General features: G+C 71.1%; 19 protein-coding genes and 2 pseudogenes. 13 read left to right on the top strand and 8 right to left on the bottom strand.

Going from position 1 to position 19,758, the window contains the following annotated elements; all coding sequences use genetic code 11:
* Window positions 1-17 precede the first annotated feature (17 nt).
* Together C1I97_RS11530 and C1I97_RS11525 are read left to right on the top strand one after the other, a co-directional pair.
* Window positions 18-1,277: a GNAT family N-acetyltransferase gene (locus C1I97_RS11530; protein ID WP_111003133.1), complete on the top strand. Its 1,260-nt coding sequence runs from the start codon at window positions 18-20 to the stop codon at window positions 1,275-1,277.
* A 390-nt stretch (window positions 1,278-1,667) separates the two neighbouring features.
* On the top strand, window positions 1,668-2,579 hold the full coding sequence (locus C1I97_RS11525) for a winged helix-turn-helix domain-containing protein (RefSeq protein WP_111003132.1): 912 nt from the start codon (window positions 1,668-1,670) through the stop codon (window positions 2,577-2,579).
* 13 nt (window positions 2,580-2,592) lie between these two features.
* Here the strand turns inward: C1I97_RS11525 and C1I97_RS11520 are convergent, their stop codons facing one another.
* Window positions 2,593-2,787, bottom strand: a complete 195-nt coding sequence (locus C1I97_RS11520) for a hypothetical protein (RefSeq protein WP_111003138.1) — start codon at window positions 2,785-2,787, stop codon at window positions 2,593-2,595.
* 165 nt (window positions 2,788-2,952) lie between these two features.
* On the opposite strand from C1I97_RS11520, the gene C1I97_RS11515 reads away from it, so the two are divergent.
* From C1I97_RS11515 to C1I97_RS11495, 5 genes are all read left to right on the top strand, one after another.
* Window positions 2,953-3,831, top strand: coding sequence for a winged helix-turn-helix domain-containing protein (locus C1I97_RS11515; protein ID WP_111003131.1), 879 nt, complete (start codon window positions 2,953-2,955; stop codon window positions 3,829-3,831).
* A complete protein-coding gene (locus C1I97_RS11510; protein WP_111003130.1) occupies window positions 3,831-4,580 on the top strand; it encodes an HAD family hydrolase in 750 nt (249 codons plus the stop codon). The genes C1I97_RS11515 and C1I97_RS11510 overlap by 1 nt, the downstream gene beginning before the upstream one ends.
* Window positions 4,581-4,804: 224 nt before the next feature.
* A complete protein-coding gene (locus C1I97_RS11505; RefSeq protein WP_111003137.1) occupies window positions 4,805-5,677 on the top strand; it encodes a winged helix-turn-helix domain-containing protein in 873 nt (290 codons plus the stop codon).
* Between the two features lie 259 nt (window positions 5,678-5,936).
* Window positions 5,937-8,120 carry an aminoglycoside phosphotransferase family protein gene (locus C1I97_RS11500; protein ID WP_258382524.1) on the top strand — a complete coding sequence of 728 codons (2,184 nt, stop codon included), beginning with the start codon at window positions 5,937-5,939 and terminating at the stop codon, window positions 8,118-8,120.
* A 90-nt stretch (window positions 8,121-8,210) separates the two neighbouring features.
* The gene (locus tag C1I97_RS11495; protein ID WP_111003129.1) at window positions 8,211-9,095 is read left to right on the top strand and encodes a hypothetical protein; all 885 of its coding nucleotides are present in this window, start codon (window positions 8,211-8,213) and stop codon (window positions 9,093-9,095) included.
* Between the two features lie 64 nt (window positions 9,096-9,159).
* Here the strand turns inward: C1I97_RS11495 and C1I97_RS41345 are convergent.
* Window positions 9,160-9,420 (bottom strand): annotated as a pseudogene (locus tag C1I97_RS41345) (hypothetical protein); the annotation flags it as partial.
* Between C1I97_RS41345 and C1I97_RS11485 the strand changes: the two are divergent.
* The 4 genes and pseudogenes from C1I97_RS11485 to C1I97_RS11470 form a co-directional block, all read left to right on the top strand.
* Window positions 9,414-9,608: pseudogene (locus C1I97_RS11485) on the top strand (SAM-dependent methyltransferase); the annotation flags it as partial. The pseudogenes C1I97_RS41345 and C1I97_RS11485 sit on opposite strands and share 7 nt — an antisense overlap.
* A 168-nt stretch (window positions 9,609-9,776) precedes the next feature.
* On the top strand, window positions 9,777-10,313 hold the full coding sequence (locus C1I97_RS11480) for a helix-turn-helix domain-containing protein (protein WP_111003128.1): 537 nt from the start codon (window positions 9,777-9,779) through the stop codon (window positions 10,311-10,313).
* Window positions 10,314-10,419: 106 nt separating this feature from the next.
* Entirely contained in the window at window positions 10,420-11,154 is a 735-nt protein-coding gene (locus tag C1I97_RS11475; protein ID WP_111003127.1) for a hypothetical protein, read from the top strand.
* Between the two features lie 117 nt (window positions 11,155-11,271).
* Window positions 11,272-11,619 (top strand): DUF2516 family protein, encoded by a 348-nt coding sequence (locus C1I97_RS11470; RefSeq protein ID WP_441349109.1) that lies wholly within the window; start codon window positions 11,272-11,274, stop codon window positions 11,617-11,619.
* 18 nt (window positions 11,620-11,637) lie between these two features.
* Here the strand turns inward: C1I97_RS11470 and C1I97_RS11465 are convergent, their stop codons facing one another.
* The 3 genes from C1I97_RS11465 to C1I97_RS11455 all read right to left on the bottom strand — a co-directional run bounded on the left by C1I97_RS11465 (window position 11,638) and on the right by C1I97_RS11455 (window position 15,337).
* Window positions 11,638-12,966 carry a PP2C family protein-serine/threonine phosphatase gene (locus C1I97_RS11465; RefSeq protein WP_181446681.1) on the bottom strand — a complete coding sequence of 443 codons (1,329 nt, stop codon included), beginning with the start codon at window positions 12,964-12,966 and terminating at the stop codon, window positions 11,638-11,640.
* A gap of 278 nt (window positions 12,967-13,244) precedes the next feature.
* Window positions 13,245-14,342 (bottom strand): C40 family peptidase, encoded by a 1,098-nt coding sequence (locus C1I97_RS11460; protein ID WP_181446680.1) that lies wholly within the window; start codon window positions 14,340-14,342, stop codon window positions 13,245-13,247.
* Between the two features lie 167 nt (window positions 14,343-14,509).
* A complete protein-coding gene (locus C1I97_RS11455) occupies window positions 14,510-15,337 on the bottom strand; it encodes a class I SAM-dependent methyltransferase (protein WP_111003125.1) in 828 nt (275 codons plus the stop codon).
* A 311-nt stretch (window positions 15,338-15,648) separates the two neighbouring features.
* Here C1I97_RS11455 and mshA point away from each other — a divergent pair, with 311 nt between their 5' ends.
* Together mshA and C1I97_RS11445 are read left to right on the top strand one after the other, a co-directional pair.
* Window positions 15,649-16,998 carry a D-inositol-3-phosphate glycosyltransferase gene (gene mshA / locus C1I97_RS11450; RefSeq protein WP_111003124.1) on the top strand — a complete coding sequence of 450 codons (1,350 nt, stop codon included), beginning with the start codon at window positions 15,649-15,651 and terminating at the stop codon, window positions 16,996-16,998.
* A complete protein-coding gene (locus C1I97_RS11445; protein WP_111003123.1) occupies window positions 16,979-17,497 on the top strand; it encodes a YbjN domain-containing protein in 519 nt (172 codons plus the stop codon). Before mshA ends, C1I97_RS11445 begins: the two co-directional genes overlap by 20 nt.
* 51 nt (window positions 17,498-17,548) lie before the next feature.
* Here the strand turns inward: C1I97_RS11445 and C1I97_RS11440 are convergent, their stop codons facing one another.
* The 3 genes from C1I97_RS11440 to C1I97_RS11430 all read right to left on the bottom strand — a co-directional run bounded on the left by C1I97_RS11440 (window position 17,549) and on the right by C1I97_RS11430 (window position 19,638).
* Entirely contained in the window at window positions 17,549-17,953 is a 405-nt protein-coding gene (locus C1I97_RS11440) for a PIN domain nuclease (protein ID WP_111003122.1), read from the bottom strand.
* Window positions 17,950-18,198 carry a type II toxin-antitoxin system VapB family antitoxin gene (locus tag C1I97_RS11435; protein ID WP_111003121.1) on the bottom strand — a complete coding sequence of 83 codons (249 nt, stop codon included), beginning with the start codon at window positions 18,196-18,198 and terminating at the stop codon, window positions 17,950-17,952. The genes C1I97_RS11440 and C1I97_RS11435 overlap by 4 nt, the downstream gene beginning before the upstream one ends.
* Window positions 18,199-18,357: 159 nt before the next feature.
* Window positions 18,358-19,638 (bottom strand): MDR family MFS transporter, encoded by a 1,281-nt coding sequence (locus C1I97_RS11430; protein WP_111003120.1) that lies wholly within the window; start codon window positions 19,636-19,638, stop codon window positions 18,358-18,360.
* Between the last annotated feature and the right edge of the window lie 120 nt (window positions 19,639-19,758).

Genomic DNA, 19,758 nt, shown 5'->3' with positions numbered 1-19,758 from the left:
CCCCCTACCGTCGTCCCATGACTGCCGCACGCCCCCACATCGACGTACGCCCCATCGGCGAGGACGAGATCCCGGACTGGATCCGCGCCCTGAACACCGGCTTCCTGCGCGACCCCGCCGTCTCCGACGCCGAGATCGCCGACCGCGGGTCGTACATCGTCCCGTCCCGCACCCTCGGCGCCTTCGACGACGGCCGGTGTGTGGCGACGTTCCGGTCCTTCGCGCAGGAGCTCACCGCCGTCGGCGGCGCGACCGTCCCCGCCGACGCGATATCCAACGTCACGGTCACCGCCACCCACCGCCGCCGCGGCCTGCTGACCCGCATGATGGCCCAGGACCTCGCCGCCGCGAAGGACCGCGGTGACGTCGTCGCGACCCTGGTCGCCGCCGAGTACCCGATCTACGGTCGCTACGGCTTCGGCCCCGCGACCTGGATGACCGAGTGGACGGTCGACGTGCCCCGGGCCGGCCTCGACCCGCGCTGGGCGGGCCCGGAGGACGGCGGCCGCGTCGACCTCGTCGACGGCGACGACGTACGCAAGCTCGGCCCCGAACTGCACGAGCGGCTGCGCCGCGTCCAGCCCGGCGCGATCGACCGCTCCGAGCGCTGGTGGCAGGTGAACACCGGCGCCCTGCGCCTGGACCGCCACCCGTGGACCGAGCCCTTCTACGCCGTGTACCGCGCCGCGGACGGCACGGTCGAGGGCCTGGTCGCGTACGTGTGCGACGACACCTGGTCGGACGCCAAGCAGCCGCTGAACACGGCCACGGTGAAGAACCTGATCGCGGTGACCCCGGCCGCCGAACGCGCCCTGTGGCTCCACGTGTGCTCGATCGACTGGATCGTGAAGGTCAAGAGCGGCTGGCGGGCCCCCGACGACCTGCTCCCCCTGCTCCTGCCGAACCCGCGCGCCGCCACGGTCACCACGCTGGCGGACTGGCTGTGGGTGCGGATCCTGGACGTCGTACGGGCCCTGGAGGCACGGACGTACGAGGGGACGGGGACGCTGGTGCTGGACGTCGTCGACCGGGCCGGGACGGCCGGCGGGCGGTGGCGGCTGGAGGCCTCGCCCGCCGGGGCGTCCTGTACGCCGACGACGGTGAGCGCCGATCTGACGCTGGACGTGGCGGAGTTGGCGACCCTGTGGCTCGGCGGCGAGTCCGCCGTGCGGCTCGCGGCGCTCGGCCGGGTCCGGGAAGAACGAGCGGGCGCCGCCCAAGGGGCCGACGCCCTGCTGCGTACGTCCAGGCGGCCTTGGTGCCCGGACCTGTTCTGAGCGCTCCTTCCCGGCGGTGACGGTTGACGGGGATCGTGCATCCGTAGCTTGGCTGTTGAGTTGTGGCTGTGCGTGACGCTCTTCGGTTGTGGCTGTGCGGACGAGTGTGGAGTTGTGACTGTGCGTCGTCTGTGCAGTTGTGACTGTGCCGTGCGGTGCCGAGTGCCGACTGCCGCTCCCGTTGGCTCGCCCACCGGCCGGGCTCCCGGCTCCCCTCCGGAAGAGAGCTCGGCCCGGTGTTCCCCAACCGTCACCCTGGTGGCCAACACTTGGAAAGTTTGACCATGTCGCTCAAGTTGGCTACCAACTTCACTCTTCTTATCTCCACTTGGGCACGGCTCATAACCACCTCTTCCCGAACTGCCGGAAGATGGCGAGAAGTTGTACTGTTTGGCCGTGGACCCGGAATATGCCTCCGCCAACGGGCGGAAAAGGCCGCAGCGGCCACAGAGATCACACCGCGAGGTGGCCGACGAACTGCGCCGCCGGATCACGACCGGTGTGCTGCGGCCAGGTCAGCGCATGCCCACCCAGGCCAAGCTGGCCGTCGAGTTCGGTGTCGAACGCGGAGCCGTACGCCAGGCGCTGCGCATCCTGCAGTCGGAACACCTGCTCACCAACGTGTCCAAAGGGAGCCCGGCGACCGTCGCGTCCGGCCCGCAGCGGCCTCCGGCCGGCCCCGCCGTCCCGCCGCTGCCCACCACGGTCGCCCTCACCCCCCGTGTCACCGCCGCCTTCGGCGCCTCCCACGTGCGGATCGACGCCCTGTGCCTGACCGCCGTCTCGCTCACCATGGCCATCGGCGAACCGTTGCGGCAGATCCACGCCGGGCGACTGAAACCGGCCAAGGTCGACGTCCGCGTCCTGCTGCCCAGCCGCGACATCGACCTCGCCTTCCCCCTGCCGGTGGACGACGCCTCCGCCGCCGGCCGGCTGCGCCGGCGCTGGCTCGCCCAGCGCAACGCCCAGGGGCAGGTGCTCAGGCACAACCTGCTGGCCCTGCGCGCCACCCACGGCATCGACGTGCACATCGGCTTCCGCGCGCTGCCCTTCACCCCGCCGGTCAAGCTGTACCTGCTCAACGGCGCGGAGGCGCTGTTCGCGCACTACACGCTGCGACGGCGCGAGCAGGAGGTCGACCACGAACACCTTCAGCTGTACGACGCCGAGGGCACCCGGTCGATGCTGTTCGCCTTCGAGCAGGGCGCCGACCCGCGGGACACGACGTTCGTGGAGCAGTCCCGCCTGTGGTTCGACGCACTGTGGGAGACGATCAGTTCGGAGCTCACGCTCATGGACTGACGTGTCGCACGGGTCACAGGACGGGCCCCGCGAGCAGCATCGCCGGCACCACGGTCCCCACCGAACCGAGGGTCGGGTTCTTGGCCTTGATGCCGATGGTGAGCAGCATCAGGCCGACGATGCCCGCGGTGCCGTACTTCCACCGCACGAGTTGGTCCAGGCCGACGATGAAGACGGCTGACAGAAGAGCGAGAGCGGGAACGAAGATTCCCCCTTCGGACGGTTGCGGGCCGGCACGAGGACGAGTCCGTGGGCAAGTCCTCAGCCAACTCAACCGAGTTGGTAACCAACTATGCTGCAGTTGTCCCTGCTTGGCTGTTATCTATAAACAAGTTTCAAACAACTCCCTTTAGATGGATCAAAGTTGTAGCGTTTGGTTGTGACCCAGGAGAGCGTGGCCGTGAACGGCAGCAGAAGAAGCTCACCTCAGGAGATCGCCGACACCCTGCGGGAGCGGATCCGCACCGGTGTGCTCCAGCCGGGCGACCGCCTGCCCACCCAGGCCGAACTCGCCGAGGAGTTCGGAGTGGAGCGCGGCACCGTGCGCCAGGCGCTCCGGGTGCTCCAGGAGGACGGTCTGCTCAGCAACGTCACCAAGGGCAGCCCGCCGCGGATCGCCGTGCCCGCCCCGGCCCGTGCGGAGCCGCAGCCCACCATGGTCGGCCTCGCGCCGCGGCTCGTGGAGGCCTTCTCCGCCCGGCGGGTGCGGATCGACACCACCTGTCTGACCGCCGAGACCCTGATGATCGCCCTGGGTGAGCCCGTACGCCTGATCCACGAGGGCCGGCTGCACCCCGAGGCGATCGACGTGCGCATCCTGCTGCCGTCCCGGAACATCGCCCTGGCCTTCCCGGTGTCGGTGGACCGGGAGAGCGAGGACGACCCGGTCCACCAGCGCTGGCTCGCCCAGCGCAACGCCCAGGGACATGTGCTCAGGCACAACCTGCTGGCCCTGCGCGCCACCCACGGCATCGACGTCCGCGTGACCTTCCGCGCCCTGCCCTTCACCCCGCCGGTCAAGCTGTACCTGCTCAACGGCGCGGAGGCGCTGATGGCGTACTACATGATCGCCCGGCGCGAGGAGCGGGCGGACGACGCGACGCTGGACATGTACGACGTCCTGGGCACGGAGTCCCTGCTGTTCTCGTTCGACAGGCGCGGCGGGCAACGGGACGCGGCGTTCGTGGAGGAATCCCAGAAGTGGTTCGACGCCCTCTGGGAAACCATCACCACGGACCTGACACTCTCCTAATGACTTCTGATACGACACAGACCGAAGCGGTGACGGCCCGGACCGGAAACGAGACCGAGGAACTGCGGAACCTGATCGCGGGCGCCCGTGTCGTGCTCTGGGACTTCGACGGGCCGGTCTGCCGGCTGTTCGCCGGGCACTCGGCGAAGCGGGTGGCGGCCGGACTGGTGCAGTGGCTGGAGGGCCAGGGCCTGCACGGCCTGCTGACGGAGAGCGAACGGGAGTCGCCGGACCCGCAGGTCGTCCTGCGCGCCGTGGACCGCCGGCATCCCGGCAGCGTCCTCGTCACGAAGCTGGAGGCACGGCTGACCCAGGAGGAGATGCGGGCCGCCTCCTCCGCCTGGCCCACGCCGTACGCCGACGCGCTGATCCGCACCTGGACGGCACGGGGCTCCCGCCTGGCCATCACCACGAACAACTCGCCCCGCGTGGCACGCGCCTACCTGGACGGCCGTGGCCTCACCTCCTGCTTCTCCCCCCACGTCTACGGGCGCACCCAGGACCTGCAGCACCTCAAGCCGGACCCCCAGTGTCTGAACCGGGCACTGGACGCGACGGGCGCGACCCCCGCCCAGGCCCTGATGATCGGCGACACCCCCTCGGACCACGAGGCCGCCCAGAGGGCCGGCGTGCCCTTCCTCGGCTACGCCCGCAACGCCCGCAAGGAAAAGCTCCTCAGGGAAGCGGGCGCCACGGCGATCGTGGAGTCGCTGGAGCCCGTACTGCGCATCCTGCGGGCTCAGGTCTGAGCCATCAGCAGGGTGAAGACGACGGCCGCGTCGACCGTCGGCCCGGCATTGCGGGCTCGTACGCTGAGGGCGACCATGACCAGCAGAGCCGGTCCCAGCAGACCCAGCCCTGCCCGGACCTCGTGCGTGAACCTGACTGACCGCTTGAGGCGGCAGCCTCAAATGACTGCCACAGAAGGCGAAAAGGGCGGTTTGCTGTGGGCTGCTGGCGGTACGGTCAGGTGGTGGGCGAGGAACACGCGGGCGACAGCGGGGGCAGGGAGTTCCGCCGGGTCTCCGAGGAGCTGCGGTCCCGGATGGCGGACGGCACGTACCCGGTGCGCTCCTTCCTGCCCTCGCAGCGCGATCTCGCGGAGGAGTTCGGGGTCTCCCGGGACACCGTGCAGCGGGTGCTGCGGGAGCTGAGCAACGAGGGCTGGACCGAGGCCCGGCAGGGCAGCGGCATCCGCGTCATCAAGAACCAGCGGATACAGTCATCGACGGCCAAGGCCACACGGTCGCACCGGGGGGTCACGCTGGGGCCGCTCATCAGCGAGGCGTTCGAACAGCCCGAGGTGGCGCTTGACGTCTACACGCTGACGTTCGAGTCGCTGGACGCGCACATCAGGCTCCAGGCCGAACGGATCAGGGGCGGCTTCATCCAGCCCCGGAGCATCTCGCTGCGCGTGCTCCTGCCGACCACGTCGCTGCCGCTGCCCTATCCCCGGGCCATGGACGACGAGAACGCCCCCCGTCTGCGCGACCGCCTGATGGCCATCACGGAGCGTCACACAAAATCGCTGTGCAGCGTGCTGCGCGACCTGCGGACCGAGGAGCTGGTGCCCGCGGTCGACGTGCAGATCCGGCACGTACCGCTGACGCCGGCCTTCAAGCTGTACGTCCTCAACGGCGTGGAGGTCCTCTTCGGGCCGTACGAGGTGATCGAGCGTCCGGTGGTGCTCGAGACCGGAGAGGAGATCAGGGCCCTCGACGTGCTGGGGCTCGGGGCGACCCTTACGCACCACGTGCGCGACGCGGACCCCGATTCGCCGGGTTCGGTCTTCGTGACCTCGATGCAGGCGTGGTTCGGGTCCGTGTGGACCTTGCTGTCGGACTGAGCGGAACCACCGCGGTCTGCTCAGGGCTGTGCTGTAGCATGCCCGCACCACGTGAGCAACAGCTCGGTTTCCCACGTACAGCACGCAAGAGGTGGTGGGCAAGGCGACCTCGAGGTGCGACGCAGGCGGACGCACAGGCAGGGGCACACCACCCGTTGTGCCGACGTGAGGTGCGCTCCGGTCGTATTCATCATGCGTTTTGACGTACCTTTTGTCGTATTGGTGTTCTCGCCGGAGCACTTGAACAACTGGAGCGACCGTGGGCGCACCTCCCCCACCCCGTCCCGTTCTCGGGGAACGCGCCCTTCGCGACGTCCAGGCGTTCGTGCGGCTCGCCGTCGCACTGGGCCGGCCGAGCGGCGGCCACCACAACCAGAACCGTGTGCTCCCCCTGACGGAGCACATGGCGCGCCTGCTGCGCAGGGACACCGGCACGTCCGTGACGGTTCGGATCCGCCGTGCCCACGCGCTGCCCGTGGTGATCAGAACCTGGGAGGACGAGGCCGAGATCCTCGACGCCGTCAGAGGCGTGCTGCCCAACGTCCCGCAGTGCCTGCTCAAGCACGATTCGTTCGCCGTCCACAGCTATGTCGAGGGCGTCCCCCTCTCCAGCTTCTGCGCCAACGGCAAGCCGGTCGACACGCTGCTCGTCAAGGCGCTGGCGGAGCTGCTGGCCCGGATGACGCAGGTCCGCAGGGAGGCGCTGCCCCCGCTGCCGCCGGAGTGGCCGCGCAACGACAAGGACAGTCAGGCCTTCCTGCAGACACTGGCACGTCGAGCGGACCGGCAGATCAGGCGGCCCAATTGGCAGGCCTTCGGTGGGCTGTTCGCAGCCCTGGGCATCCCCGACGACGCCCTGATCCAGTTCGCCGAACGGGTGCCCGCCATGGCCAGGCGGCCGTACGGCCTGCTCCACGCGGACCTGCACCGCGACAACGTGATCATGTCCTACGGCGGTGATCCGGCCCTCATCTGCGTCGACTGGGAACTGGCGACCTACGGCGATCCTCTGCACGACCTCGCCACACACCTGGTCCGCATGCAGTACCCGGGCCACCAGTGGGACGAAGTGATCGACGCCTGGGCCCGAGCCATGTGCAGGATCCGCCCCGCGGCCGTCAACGGCATGGCCAGGGATCTGCGGCACTACGTCGCCTTCGAGCGGGCCCAGTCCGTCTACCCGGACGTGATGCGGGCTGCGAAGGCTCTGGAGGACGCGCCCGACCGGAAGAGCCTGGACGAGGCGACGGCCTGCGTGCGCCAGGCGCTGGAAGCGGGTGCCGAACCACTCGGGCTCAGAAACGTTCCGGACACGGCGGAGATCGAACGCGTCCTCTTCCGCTGGCGCGCCTCCCGGGCGGTGATGAGGAACGGTGGCGCGGGCCGGGCGCAGGCGGCGATCTCGTGGTCGTGGGACGCGCGCCTCCCGCAGCGGCACGACTTCCCCGCCTCCGCCGTCGACCACGCCCTGCTCGCCGAGGGAATGGCCCCGGCCGGCCGGGTGTTCAAGGGCACCGCACATCTCAACTCGGTGGTACACGTGCCCGGGTTCGCATCCCCGGTCGTGGTGCGCCGCAAGGTGGCGAACGTCTGCCGCCGTGAGCCGAGTTTCCTCAGCGAACACGCCGTACTGCGGGCCATCGAGCGGTCGGGCGTCGCGGTGGCGGCACCGAAGGCCCTCGCCCTGGGCCGCAGCCACCAGGGGCAGCCGTACGCCATCCACACCTACGTCGGCCCCGAGGACACCGACGGTCCGCCCAGCCACCCGGAGCACGGTCTGCGGCCGCACGAGGCCGACGCGCTCGTCGACCAGCTGTGTGCGCTGACGGGCGTGGACTACAGAGAACTGGATCCGGCCGCGGGCGAGGGGAGCTTCTTCGCCTGGCTGTGCGACCAACTGGTGATCCTGGTGGACAAACTGCCCAAGGAGTCGCGGCAGCTGGCCCGGCTTCTCGGCCTGCCCGACGCCCCCCGGCTCGGGCAGATCCTCTCCCGGTACCGGGTCAGCCCCCGCCGTCCGGCGCTCCTGCACGGCGACCTGAACCCGTGGAACCTGGTGCGCCGCGACGACACCCGCGCCCTCACCATCATCGACTGGGAGATGGCACTGATCGGCGACCCGTTGTACGACCTGGTCCGGCACATGCACCTTACGCCGACCCGCCCGGAGATCCGCGAACGCATGTTCAGCCGCTGGGAGCGCCGCCTGCCCGCCGAGTGCACCACCGGCTGGCGTCAGGACTGGCGTGTGTACCGCCGGCTCGAGACCGTGCGCTCCGCGTACGTGGACCTGGACCGCCTGGTGACCGGCGCGAGCCTGGACGCCCCCAACGTCCGCCGGGCCGTCGACTCGTACGCGATGACCCTCGCGGCGGCCACCGGGTTCCTCGGCCTGACCGTCCGTGCCACGGCGACCCCGTATCTTGCCCGCGTTCTGGTCTGAGGAGACCATGACAGGACCGGGAAACCGGTCTGTCCGCGGGCGTATGACGGCCCGTCGGTCCGGTCGACGCAGGGCGGGGGAGGGTCGCGCATGGCCGCAGGGACCAGAGCACCGGACGAGGGGGGCGTCGGACGGCTGCGCCGACTGCAGGAGCGCTACGAGTCACTGATCACGCGCGTCCTGCTGCTCGGCATCTTCGCCACCGGCCTGATCGCCCAGTTCGTCAAGCCGGTCGGAGACGCCCTGGAGGGCAAGGCCTACCTGGGCGGCGCACTGCTCAGCCTCGTCGGCTACGTGCTCTACGACCAGGTCAAGGAGTTGAGTGCGGCGGTCAAGGTGCCAGCTCGCGCACTGGTGAACTCCAATGAGCTGAGGACCTTCGTCAGCGAGGCCTTCCAGGCCCGCAAGGTCGAGATCAGCTTCCTCGGCTACACGGGCGAGACGCTCTACAACGCGCTGTACCACCGCCTCGAGGACCTCTTCGACAACCCGGGACCCACCCGGCGGGTCTCCATCCGCATGCTGGTCCCCGACTTCGGCCTGCCGATGACCGTGCCGTCCCGGGTCGGGGCGAACGACACCCCGGAGGACGACGCCGACTTCCGCAAGCGCATGGAGGAACGCTGCCGCGAATACGACAGCATCCTGTCCGAGCTGTCGGAACGGCTCACCGCGACCAGCGGAGTGGCTGTCGAGTGCGAGTACCGCCTCTACCCCGGCATCCCGCGAGACAAGATCTGCATCTTCAACCGGCAGCGCGTCCTGCACGGCCTGTACGACCTCTCCGCGCGGATGCGTCTGCGGCACATGGGGCCGGAGTTCTACGACCCCAAGGGTTTCAAGACGGACCTCAACGTCTGGTCCCGCGAGGGCACGGCCGCCGCCGAGGCGGCCGTCTCCACCTGGAACAAGCACTTCGACGACCTGTGGGCCCTCGCCAAGGCTCCGCCCTGGCGCCGGCAACCGGCCCCCTGACACCCGCCCGCGCCCGCGTGGGCTCCTGCCATGGAGGACACGGGCACGCCCGGACGAGGCTGAGGGGCGCCAGACGAGGAAGCCATCCCTGCTCCTTCCGTATGGACCGTGCCTTGTCGGCGGTGCGCGGGAGGCGCACGAGCAGGTCGTCGCCCAGCCGGTGCATGGTGTTGTCCGTGCCCGCGCCCGCGGGCGACAACGGCAGGTCGGCCCACTCCGGGCGCTGTGCCTTCAGCAGTGACCGGACCAGCGTCTCGTCGACCGGGATCTCGTCCTCGTGAAGCGCCGTGCCGGGAGTCTCGACAGGTGGACGGAGGAAGGCCAGTGATTTTCCGTTGGACCTACCTCTTCGCCGCGGACGGGCAGACGCTGACGTCGGACTCCACGGTGCGGTTCCGTGAGCGGCAGGAGGCCGAGACGGAACTGGCCGCCCACGGGTACGTGGTGGAGGACGTTCGCGACGCGCCCGACCGGCCGGGCCGGGAACTCGTCTTCGTCGCGCGACGCCCGTGAGCCGCCCCGGCGGGAAACCGTCACGCGTACGGGGAACGACGGGTGCGGTGCCGGACAGGAGCAGTGCCGACGGGCGCAGTGCCGGACGTGCGGTCGAAGCGGACACGTGACACACTCTTGCAAGCAGCTTGCTTGCATTTGTTAGCAGGAGTGGTGCAAGGTGGAGGCATGGCATCGCTCAACGTCGGCAATCTCGGTGAGTACCTGCGCGAGCAGCGGCGCAACGCGCAGCTGTCGCTGCGGCAGCTCGCCGATGCCGCCGGGGTGTCCAATCCGTACCTGAGCCAGATCGAGCGCGGGCTGCGCAAGCCGAGCGCGGAGGTGCTGCAGCAGGTCGCCAAGGCGCTGCGGATCTCCGCCGAGACGCTGTACGTGCGGGCCGGCATCCTCGACGCCGAGCGGGACCGGGACGACGTGGAGACGCGCGCCGTCATCCTCGCCGACCCCTCGCTGAACGAGCGGCAGAAGCAGGTGCTGCTCCAGATCTACGAGTCCTTCCGCAAGGAGAACGGGTTCGGGACCGCGAAGACGGACGACGGCACCGGCGACACCACCGGGCACGGCGACCGCACGGCCGACGGCGGCAGTGGTGGCGGCGGCGGAAACATACGCACCGGCACCGATCCGGAAACGGCTCCCACCGAGCGACGCCGCACCCGTACGTCCGACGGCGATGACGCCGATCCGCGGCACACGGCCGGCTGATCCGGTGATTTCACGACCGCACGGTCCAGCAGGGCCGCGCAGCCGGCTCCTTCGGCCGCGACAACCCAAAACCCTCAGCCACAAGCAATCCGGGAGGACCATCACCATGGCCATCACCGACGACCTGCGCAAGACCCTCAGCGACCCCAAGCCGCTCTACTTCGCCGCGGGCACCGCGGACCTGGCCCTGCAGCAGGCCAGGAAGGTGCCCGCCCTGGTGGAGCAGCTGCGCGCCGAGGCCCCGGCCCGTATCGACGCGGTGCGCAACACCGACCCGAAGGCCGTCCAGGAGCGGGCCACCGCCCGCGCCAAGGAGGCCGGTGCCCGGGTCAGGGAGACGCAGGAGAACCTCCAGACCAAGGTCACCGAGTTCCTGAACTCCTTCGACTCCGACCTGAAGAAGTTCGGCGCCAACCTCGACTCCGACCTGAAAAAGCTCGGCGAGACCGCCCAGGACTTCGCCCTGCGCGGTGTCGGCGTCGCCGCCGAGTACGCCGTGAAGGCCCGCGAGACCTACGAGAAGGTCGCCGAGCACGGCGAGCAGACCGTGCGGACCTGGCGCGGCCAGGCCGCCGAGGGCATCGAGGACATCGCCGAGGGCATCGAGGGCATCGCCGGGAGCGTCGAGGACGTGGCCGAGGATGTCGAGGAGCTCGCCATCGCCGTCGAGCCCAAGACCGAGCCGGCCGGGGTCAGGACCGAGCCCGTCGGGGTCGAGGAGGACAAGCCCGCCGCGGTCCTGGTCGAGCCCGACGCCGCCAAGAAGGCCCCCGTCAAGAAGTCCCCGAACGGCCGGAAGACCCCGTCCACCGCGAAGAAGACCACCCCGCCCGCCAAGTAGGCGCGGCGTGGCGAAGGACAGAGAACGGACCGGGCACTCCTCGAGTGCCCGGTCCGTTCTCAGGGATACGCGGCGGCCGGACACGGGTACGGTGGCTGTACAGAGGACTCGACCCGGATGGTGGGCATTGTGCTGATGACGGCGTTCGGCGGCTTCCTGTCGCTGCTCTACCTGGCGATGCTGGTGCTCGCCGTGGTGGCCCTGGTGATGGCCGCCCTGTACCGGGACGACGCGTACCGCGCGGCCGACAAGAAGAACAAGGGCTTCTGGCTGATCATCCTGGGTGTCACGGTCGCGGTGAACCTGCTGGTGCCGATGCTCTTCCTGCAGATCGCGGGCCTTGTCGCCACGATCGTCTTCTTCGTGGACGTCCGCCCCGCGCTCAAGCAGGTCTCGGGCGGTGGCTTCGGCCGTCGCGGCAGCAGCAGCGACGGCCCGTACGGGCCCTACAACGGCGGTCGGTGACCGCCCGGCGCCGGTCGCCTACGGCTCCCGGTCCAGCAGGACCACCGCCACGTCGTCGGTGAGCTCGCCGCCGTTGAGCCCGCGCACCTCGTTCACCGCTTCCCGCAGCAGGTCCTCGCCGCGCAGGCCCTGGGCGAGCTGGCGGCGGACCAGCTCCACCATGCCGTCCTGGCCGAGCCGTTCGCCGCCCTCGCCGACCCGGCCCTCGATCAGGCCGTCGGTGTAGAGCATCAGGCTCCACTGGGCGCCCAGCTCCACCTGCATCCGGGGCCAGCGGGCGCCGGGCAGCAGGCCGAGGGCGGGGCCGTTGTTGTCGTACGGCAGCAGCCTGGCCGGCCGGCCCGGGGCGATCACCAGCGGTGACGGGTGACCGGCCAGGCACAGGCCGGCCCGGCGCCCGTCGGGCGCGATGTCCACCGTGCACAGCGTGGCGAAGATCTCCTCGTCGGAGCGTTCGTGTTCCAGCACCTGCTGCAGCGTGTTCAGCAGCTCGTCCCCGCACAGCCCCGCCAGCGTCAGTGCCCGCCAGGCGATGCGCAGCTCCACGCCGAGCGCCGCCTCGTCGGGACCGTGCCCGCAGACGTCGCCGATCATGGCGTGCACGGTGCCGTCGGGGGTGCGGACGGCGTCGTAGAAGTCGCCGCCGAGCAGCGCGCGCGAGCGGCCGGGGCGGTAGCGGGCGGCGAAGCGCAGCGTGGAGCCGTCCAGCAGCGGGGTCGGCAGCAGGCCCCGCTCCAGGCGGCGGTTCTCCTGCGCGATCAGCCTGCCCTCGGCGAGCCGGCGCTCGGCGGTGTCGGACCGCTTGCGCTCCACCGCGTACCGGATCGCGCGGCTCAGCAGCCGCCCGTCCAGCTCGTCGCGGACGAGGTAGTCCTGGGCGCCCACCCGCACCGCCTGGGCGCCGCGCTCGGCGTCGCCGGAGGCGGTCAGCGCCAGGACGGCGTGCCGGGGCGCGAGCTCGAGCACCCGCTTGAGCACGGCGAGTTCGTCGTCGGCGCCGGCGGACCGGCCGGACGCGGGCAGCGCGAGGTCCAGCAGGATGCAGTGGACGTCGTCGGTGAGCAGCCGCGCGGCCTCGGTGAGGTTGCGGGCCGTACGGATCCGGACCGGCTTGCCGGAGGAGTCGACCAGCTCGGGCACGATCGGCGAGCCGCCGGGATCGTCCTCGATCAGCAGCAGCGTGAGAGAGCCGCCGGCGGCGAGGGCGGTGTCGCGGTTGCCCTTCTCGACCGCCGTCTCTGTGCGCGGGGCCGGTCCTGCTGAAGCGCCGCCGCCGTGGGAAGCGGTCTGCGCCTGGCCACTGTCCGCGGCCGGGAGCACTCTCTGCCGCGGTACGGGCACGGGCATCGTCCTGGGTTCCTTCCCTCCCCCCGGGGGGTGATGGGCACGAGGGACCTCGCTCCACCGACGGGGACCATAGCGGTAGTCGGCGCCCCAGCGGAATGGTGTGAGGCACGTCGCTCGGCGTTCGGCCGTCGGCATATACCGCGATATCCGACGGAGTTGGACAGGCCGACAGCGGGGATGGGATGACGAAGGTCACGTGCCGCCCGGATTCGGCCGCGCACCGGCGTGCGATGAATCACGTGGCCGGGGCCACCGGCCCCGGGCGCCCCGCGAGAACCTCAGCCCTGGTCCGGCCGTACGACGCCCAGAATCGGCATCGAACCCGCCCCCGCGAGCGTCACCGTCCGCCCCGGCCGCGGAGCGTGGACGATCGTGCCGTCGCCGACGTACATCGCCACATGGCTCGCGTCGCCGTTGTAGATGATCAGGTCGCCGGGCCGCATGCCCCTGATGTCCACGTGCCTGAGCCGCTTCCACTGCTCCTGCGAGGTGCGCGGGACGGGACGGCCGGCCGCCGCCCAGGCCTGCGAGGTGAGCCCGGAGCAGTCGTACGACTTCGGGCCCTGGGCGCCCCACTCGTAGGGCTTGCCGAGCTGGGCCGTGGCGAACTCGACCGCCTTCCTGCCGGCCTCGGAGGCCTTGCCCTCGATCTCCTCGAGGATTCCGGTGTCCAGCCAGGCCGTCTGCGCCTGGTCGGCGGCCTGCCGCTCCAGCTCGGCGAGGCGCTCACGCTGCCGCTTCTCCAGCGTGGCCTCGAGCCGCTCGGCCTCCTTGATGCGCTGCTCGATCCGCTTCTTGGCCGTGGCCTTGGCCTTGCGGGTCGCCTCCAGCTTCCGCAGGTGGTCGGCGGCGTCCTCCGCGTACTGCTTCAAGTCCTGCTGGATGCGGGCCGTTTCCTCGATCAGGGCCTTGGTGGCCCGCTCGCCCTGCAGTACCCGGCCGGCGCCGTCGAGGAAGACCTGCGGGTCGCCGCCGAACATCAGCTGGGCCTCGGGCGGCAGGCCGCCCATGCGGTACTGGGCGCGGGCCGCGGCACCGGCACGTTCCTTCAACTCGTCCAGTTTCCGCTGCTTTTCGGTGATGTCCCGGTTCAGCTCGGCGATCTCGGCGGACTGCTTCCTCGTCTTCTCCTTGGCCGAGTTGTAGGCGTCGGTGGCGACGGCCGCGTCGTGGTAGAGCTCGTCCAGCTTGACGCGGACCGCTTCGAGGTCCTCGTCCGGGGGGAGCGTGGCCGACGGGGAGGAGGGGGAGGAGGACGGCGTCGGTGCCGGGTCGGGCAGCGCGCTCGCGAACGCCGTGCCCGGTGCGCCCAGCAGGGTGACCGCGCAGACCACGGTCACGGCCGCCGCGAGCACGGTGCGCCTGCCCCGTTCCATATCCGCCCCACGTTATTAACCGTCAGTAACTTACGGTGCCCGGGGGATCCTGCCACGCTTTGACGCGGAGCGACAGAGGCAGGGCCCTCCCGTGGCGATCTCCCGCATGGCGATTTCCCGCGTGTCGATCTCCCGCGTGTCGATCTCCCGTCTGTGCGACGAACGGCTCACGAAGATCGTTCCCTGGGCGGTGGGGCGAAGGATCCGGGCCGGCCACACGGCGCCAACGCCTCCCACCGCACCGTCACCTCGCCCTGCCGCCACCTCGCCGGCCCGTCCGCCACCGGCCAGTGGGCCGCGAGGTCGCGCACCGCGCGGATCCAGCGCTGGCGGGCGCCGTAGGAGGCGTAGGGCGCGGCGGCCGCCCAGGCGCGGTCGAAGTCGCGCAGGAAGGCGTGTACCGGCTCGCCGGGGACATTGCGGTGGATGAGCGCCTTCGGAAGGCGTTCGGCGAGGTCCGACGGGCGGTCCAGGGAGCCGAGACGGGTGGCGAAGGTGACCGTGCGGGGGCCCTCCGGGCCGAGCGCCACCCACACGTGCCGGCGCCCGACCTCGTCACAGGTGCCCTCGACGAGCAGGCCTCCGCGCGAGTGCTCGTCCGCCGGGGCGAGCCGTGCGCACAGCCGCTCCCAGACGGCGGCGACCTCCGACTCGTCGTACTGCCGCAGCACGTTCGCCGCGCGGATGAGGTGCGGGCGTTGCGGGACCGGCACCTCGAAGCCGCCGTGCCGGAAGACCAGCCCGTCCCGCTCGTACGGCTTCGCGGCCGTGACCCGGGCCGGTTCGATCTCCACGCCCACCACACGCGCGCGTGGTGCCGCGGTGCGCAGGCGGTGCAGCAGTTCGACCGCCGTCCAGGGGGCGGCGCCGTAGCCGAGGTCGACGGCCACCGGATCGGCGGCCCGCCGCAGCTCGGCGCCGTGCACGGCCGCGATCCAGCGGTCCATGCGGCGGAGCCGGTTGGGGTTGGTCGTCCCGCGCGTCACCGTTCCCACGACGGGGGTCCCCCCGCTCGAGCGGAGCCGAGAGCGGGGGAGGGTCGCTGCGCGGGATGTCATGCATATGAGGGTATGGGGGCGCGGGACGCCGGCCGCCCGGACGTAACGCACCCCACACAGTACCCCACACAGCACGCGCGCGTGGGGCACGGCGCGCGGCACGGGTACGCGCAGCGCGCGGGCGACTCCGGTAATGATTCGGCAAAGGACCCCGTAGCGGAAATGGGAACCGCCCTTTCCGGCGTTACCTCCCGAGGGGCGCCCGGCGCGCTCCGCCCGGCATGCCCGCAGCGAGGAAGGAACGCCACGTGAGCCAGTACGTCAGCAGGCTCGGGCGTCGTTCCCAGGCGACGGCCTCCCGGCTGCGGCTGTACCGCCGCCCCCGCCGCGTGGCCATGCTCTCCGTGCACACCTCACCGCTGCACCAGCCCGGCACGGGCGACGCCGGCGGCATGAACGTCTACATCGTGGAGCTCGCCCAGCGCCTGGCCGCCCAGGGCGTCGAGGTGGAGATCTTCACCCGGGCCACCGCGGGGGGCCTGCCGCCCGCCGTCGAGCTCGCCCCCGGCGTCCTCGTCCGGCACGTCGACGCCGGCCCCTACGAGGGCCTGGCCAAGGAGGACCTGCCCGCCCAGCTGTGCGCCTTCACGCACGGCGTGATGCAGGCCTGGGCCGGCCACCGCCCCGGCCACTACGACCTCGTCCACTCCCACTACTGGCTCTCCGGCCACGTCGGCTGGCTCGCCGCCCAGCGCTGGGGCGTCCCCCTGGTGCACGCCATGCACACCATGGCCAAGGTCAAGAACGCCAACCTGGCCGACGGCGACACCCCCGAGCCCGCCGCCCGCGTCATCGGCGAGATTCAGATCGTCGACGCCGCCGACCGGCTGATCGCCAACACCGAGGAGGAGGCCGCCGAACTCGTACGGCACTACAGCGCCGACCCCGCCAAGGTCGCCGTCGTGCACCCCGGCGTGAACCTCACCCGCTTCCGCCCGGCCGACGGCCGCGCCGCCGCCCGCGCCCGCCTCGGCCTGCCGCAGGACGCCCTGGTCCCGCTCTTCGCCGGCCGCATCCAGCCGCTGAAGGCCCCCGACGTGCTGCTGAGGGCCGTGGGCACCCTCCTCGACGAGCGCCCCGAGCTGCGCTCCCGCATCGTCGTGCCCGTCGTCGGCGGCCCGAGCGGCAGCGGCCTCGCCAAGCCGGAGGGCCTGCAGAAGCTGGCGGCCCGGCTCGGCATCGCCGACGTCGTACGGTTCCACCCGCCCGTCGGGCAGGACCGGCTCGCCGACTGGTTCCGGGCCGCGTCCGTGCTGGTCATGCCCTCCTACAGCGAGTCCTTCGGCCTGGTCGCGATAGAGGCGCAGGCGGCCGGCACCCCGGTGCTCGCCGCCGCGGTCGGCGGACTGCCGGTCGCCGTGCGCGACGGCGAGACCGGATTCCTGGTCCAGGGCCACGACCCGGCCGCCTACGCGCGCGTGCTGCGCGCCTTCGCCGACGAGCCGCACCTCGCCGACCGGATGGGCGCCGCCGCCGCCCGGCACGCGCGTTCCTTCGGCTGGGACGTCTCGGCGGCGGCCACCGCCGACGTGTACACGGCCGCGCTGCAGTCCCACCGGCGTCGCGTACGCTCCCCCCATGGGCAACGCCAAGGGTGACGCAGAGCAGCAGCGCGCGACGCAGGTCATCGAGGAGGTCCTGAAGGACGCCGAACTGGAGTGGGAGAGCCCCCGGTCCGGCACCTACGTGGTGAAGCTCCCCGGCACCCGCAAACTCTCCACCACCCTGCAGATGATCGTCGGCCGCCACTCCCTCTCCCTCAACGCCTTCGTCATCCGCCACCCCGACGAGAACGAGTCCGGCGTCCACCGCTGGCTGCTGGAGCGCAACCTCAAGCTGTACGGCGTGAGTTACGCCGTCGACCGGCTCGGCGACGTCTACGTCACCGGCCGGCTGCCACTGGCCGCCGTCACCGCCGACGAGGTCGACCGCCTCCTCGGCCAGGTCCTGGAGGCGGCCGACGGCAGCTTCAACACCCTGCTGGAACTCGGCTTCGCCTCCGCGATCCGCCGGGAGTACGCCTGGCGGGTGTCGCGCGGCGAATCGACGCGCAACCTGGACGCGTTCGCCCACCTGGTGCAGCGCCCGTCCGCCTGACCCCGGGTCCGTACCGGCGAGACGACCAGGAAGTCGTCGGGCTCCCTGACTTCAATCGATGATGCGGCGTACCGGCTGCCCCGTAGTGCGGGCGATGGTCTCGAAACCCGAGTCCTGGTGGAGCACGGTCAGCTTGTGGTGCTGAGCTGTGACGGCCACGAGGAGGTCGACCGGACTCGCGCACTGGTGCCAGCCGCGGTCCGCGAGTGCGTGCTGCAGTGCGGCGCTGTCCCCCCAGGCCGAGTCACGCATCGGGTAGTACGGGAAGGTCTCCCGCAGGAGTCCGTCCGCCTCGTAATAGGCCGGCCTGCCTCCCACCGCCCGCAGGTACTCCTGCCGCACGGGTTCGCACAGGCCGACCAGTCCGGAGGCGACCAGCTGGTCCCAATCCGCCCCGGTCTGGCCCCGGTAGAAGCGGATGAGAGCGCTGGTGTCGGCGAGGAATGCCTCACTCACGCGGCGTGTTCGTCCTCGTCCGTGGTCGTGGACGAAGAAGCGACAGGCGGCTCTTCGATGACCGAGAAGTCGATCTCTCCCTGGGCGACCATCTGCCGCATCCGTTCCACCGCCGCGGCCCGTCGGCGACGATCGGCGATCTCCCGGAGTGCGGCGTTCACCGTGTCCTTCTTCGTGCTGGTGCCGAGGTGACGTGCGGCTTCGGTCAAGGCCTCGTCGTCGAGGTCGATCACTGTGCGGGACATGGCACCCCCAAGGTGCGTATATACATTTTCAGAAAAAGATATCACGGGGGAGAAGTCGCACGATCGATGTCGACGTCATGCCGAAGGCCGGGGCGGCCCTGGGTCGGGGAGCCGTCCTGGCCGCACCGCTGGTGACTCAGGGCGCGGGCCTTCGGGAGGTCAGGGTGTCTGTTCCGGCACGGGATCGGACACAAGTGTTCGCCGGTGCTCCGTGGCGGTGGCCGTCTCGTCCTCCTTCGGCAGGCGTCGCATCAGGACCCCGTAGCCGACGGCGGCGGCCGTGCCGACGGCGGCGCACATCCCCCACAGCCACTCCGCGCCGAGCCGGTCGATGACGGCGCCGGACATCAGGGGCGCGATCAGCGCTGCCAGCGACCAGGACAGGGTGTAGACGCCCTGGTAGCGCCCGCGCCCGTGCACCGGGGAGAGCCGGACGACCAGCCCGGTCTGGGTCGGCGCGTTGATCATCTCGCCGAGGGTCCACACGCACACCGTGAGGGCGAAGACGCCGACCGATCCGGCGAAGGCGGTGAGCCCGAAGCCGTATCCGGCGAGCAGGGCGGAGACGATCAGCAGCCGCCCGGGGTCCCGGTGCTGGATGAGACGGGTGACCGGGATCTGCAGGGCGACGATCAGGACGCCGTTGACGGCGATGGCCATGCCGTAGTCGGCGGGCGTGAACCCGGCCCGGCCCATGGCGATGGGCAGCCCGACGGCCCCCTGCTGGAAGACGAGGGCGATGAGGAAGGACGCCCCGACGACGCCCATGAACCGCCCGTCCCGCAGAACCGTCCACAGGCGGACGTCCTCACTCCCGGTCCCGTGGCTCTCGTCCTGCCCGGACCCCGGCCGGGACTCGGGCAGCTTCACGAAGACGAGGATCGCGCAGGCCATCGTCATCCCGGCCTCGACCAGGAAGCCGGCGAGGTAGCTGACCTCGGCGATGAAGCCGGCGGCCATGGAGGAGACGGCGAAGCCGAGGTTGATCGCCCAGTAGTTGAGCGAGAAGGCCCGCACCCGGTCCTCGGGCCGCACGATGTCGGCCATCATCGCCTGCACGGCGGGCCGCGAGGCGTTGGAGGCCACGCCGACGAGGAAGGCGACGGCGGCGATGGAGGCGGGATCGCGCACGAACCCGAGCGCCGCGACGGAGACGGCGGTGGACGCCTGGGCCACGAGCAGCGTCGGCCGCCGCCCGAGCCGGTCGGCCATCACACCCCCGGCGAGCGAGGAGACGACCCCGCCGAGCCCGTGCAGCGCGACGACCAGACCGGCGTACGAGGCCGAGTAGCCGCGGTCGAGCGTCAGGTACAGCGCCATGAAGGTGGCGACGAAGGCGCCGAGCCGGTTGACGAGGGTGCTGGTCCACAGCCACCAGAACTCACGGGGAAGCCCGGAGACGGTCTCGCGGGCGGCACGTCTGAGACGGGTGGGGGACATGGAGGACCTCGGACGTAAGCGGCTGTGCTGGCGAGCACAACTTACATGGGGGACCCTCTGTCACCCCACTCAATTAACCGGCCCCTTCATTTACTCCCGACCACGCACCATGCGCCCACC

It is taken from the genome of Streptomyces sp. NTH33 (assembly GCF_003236365.1).
Taxonomy (GTDB): Bacteria; Actinomycetota; Actinomycetes; order Streptomycetales; family Streptomycetaceae; genus Streptomyces.
The sequence above is the reverse complement of the archived record's forward strand: the minus strand, read 5'-3'. Positions and strand labels throughout refer to the sequence as shown.